Below are 268 nucleotides of genomic sequence, written 5' to 3'. Positions count from 1 at the left end.
ATACACTTTTTCCCATTACGCCATCGAGACTGTAACCTCTTTTATCGTTTATTGTTACCTAGGGTATACGCAAACAGTGAACCCCTATAAACAAGCTGGTTTAGTCGCGACTGTTTATTGGTTTATTAACTTATGTGTCGGTGCTTTGCTATATATATTGTTAGAATTACCAATTGAGCCTTTAGTGTATTTCATTTCAGCTTTGCTGCATGTTCTCGCTGTTTTATTAGGGACTCTACTTAGTATTAAATTACGTTATAAAATAAAG

At 34.7% G+C, this 268-nt stretch carries 1 protein-coding gene; it reads left to right on the top strand.

Annotated elements, in window-relative coordinates; genetic code table 11:
• Positions 1–76: 76 nt before the first annotated feature.
• Positions 77–268 (top strand): hypothetical protein (locus tag R0K30_RS22120; RefSeq protein ID WP_410613005.1); only part of this gene is annotated, 192 nt, incomplete at its 3' end.

Source organism: Bacillus sp. SIMBA_154, from assembly GCF_046536015.1.
Classification (GTDB): domain Bacteria; phylum Bacillota; class Bacilli; order Bacillales; family Bacillaceae; genus Bacillus; species Bacillus pumilus_P.
The sequence above is the reverse complement of the archived record's forward strand: the minus strand, read 5'-3'. Positions and strand labels throughout refer to the sequence as shown.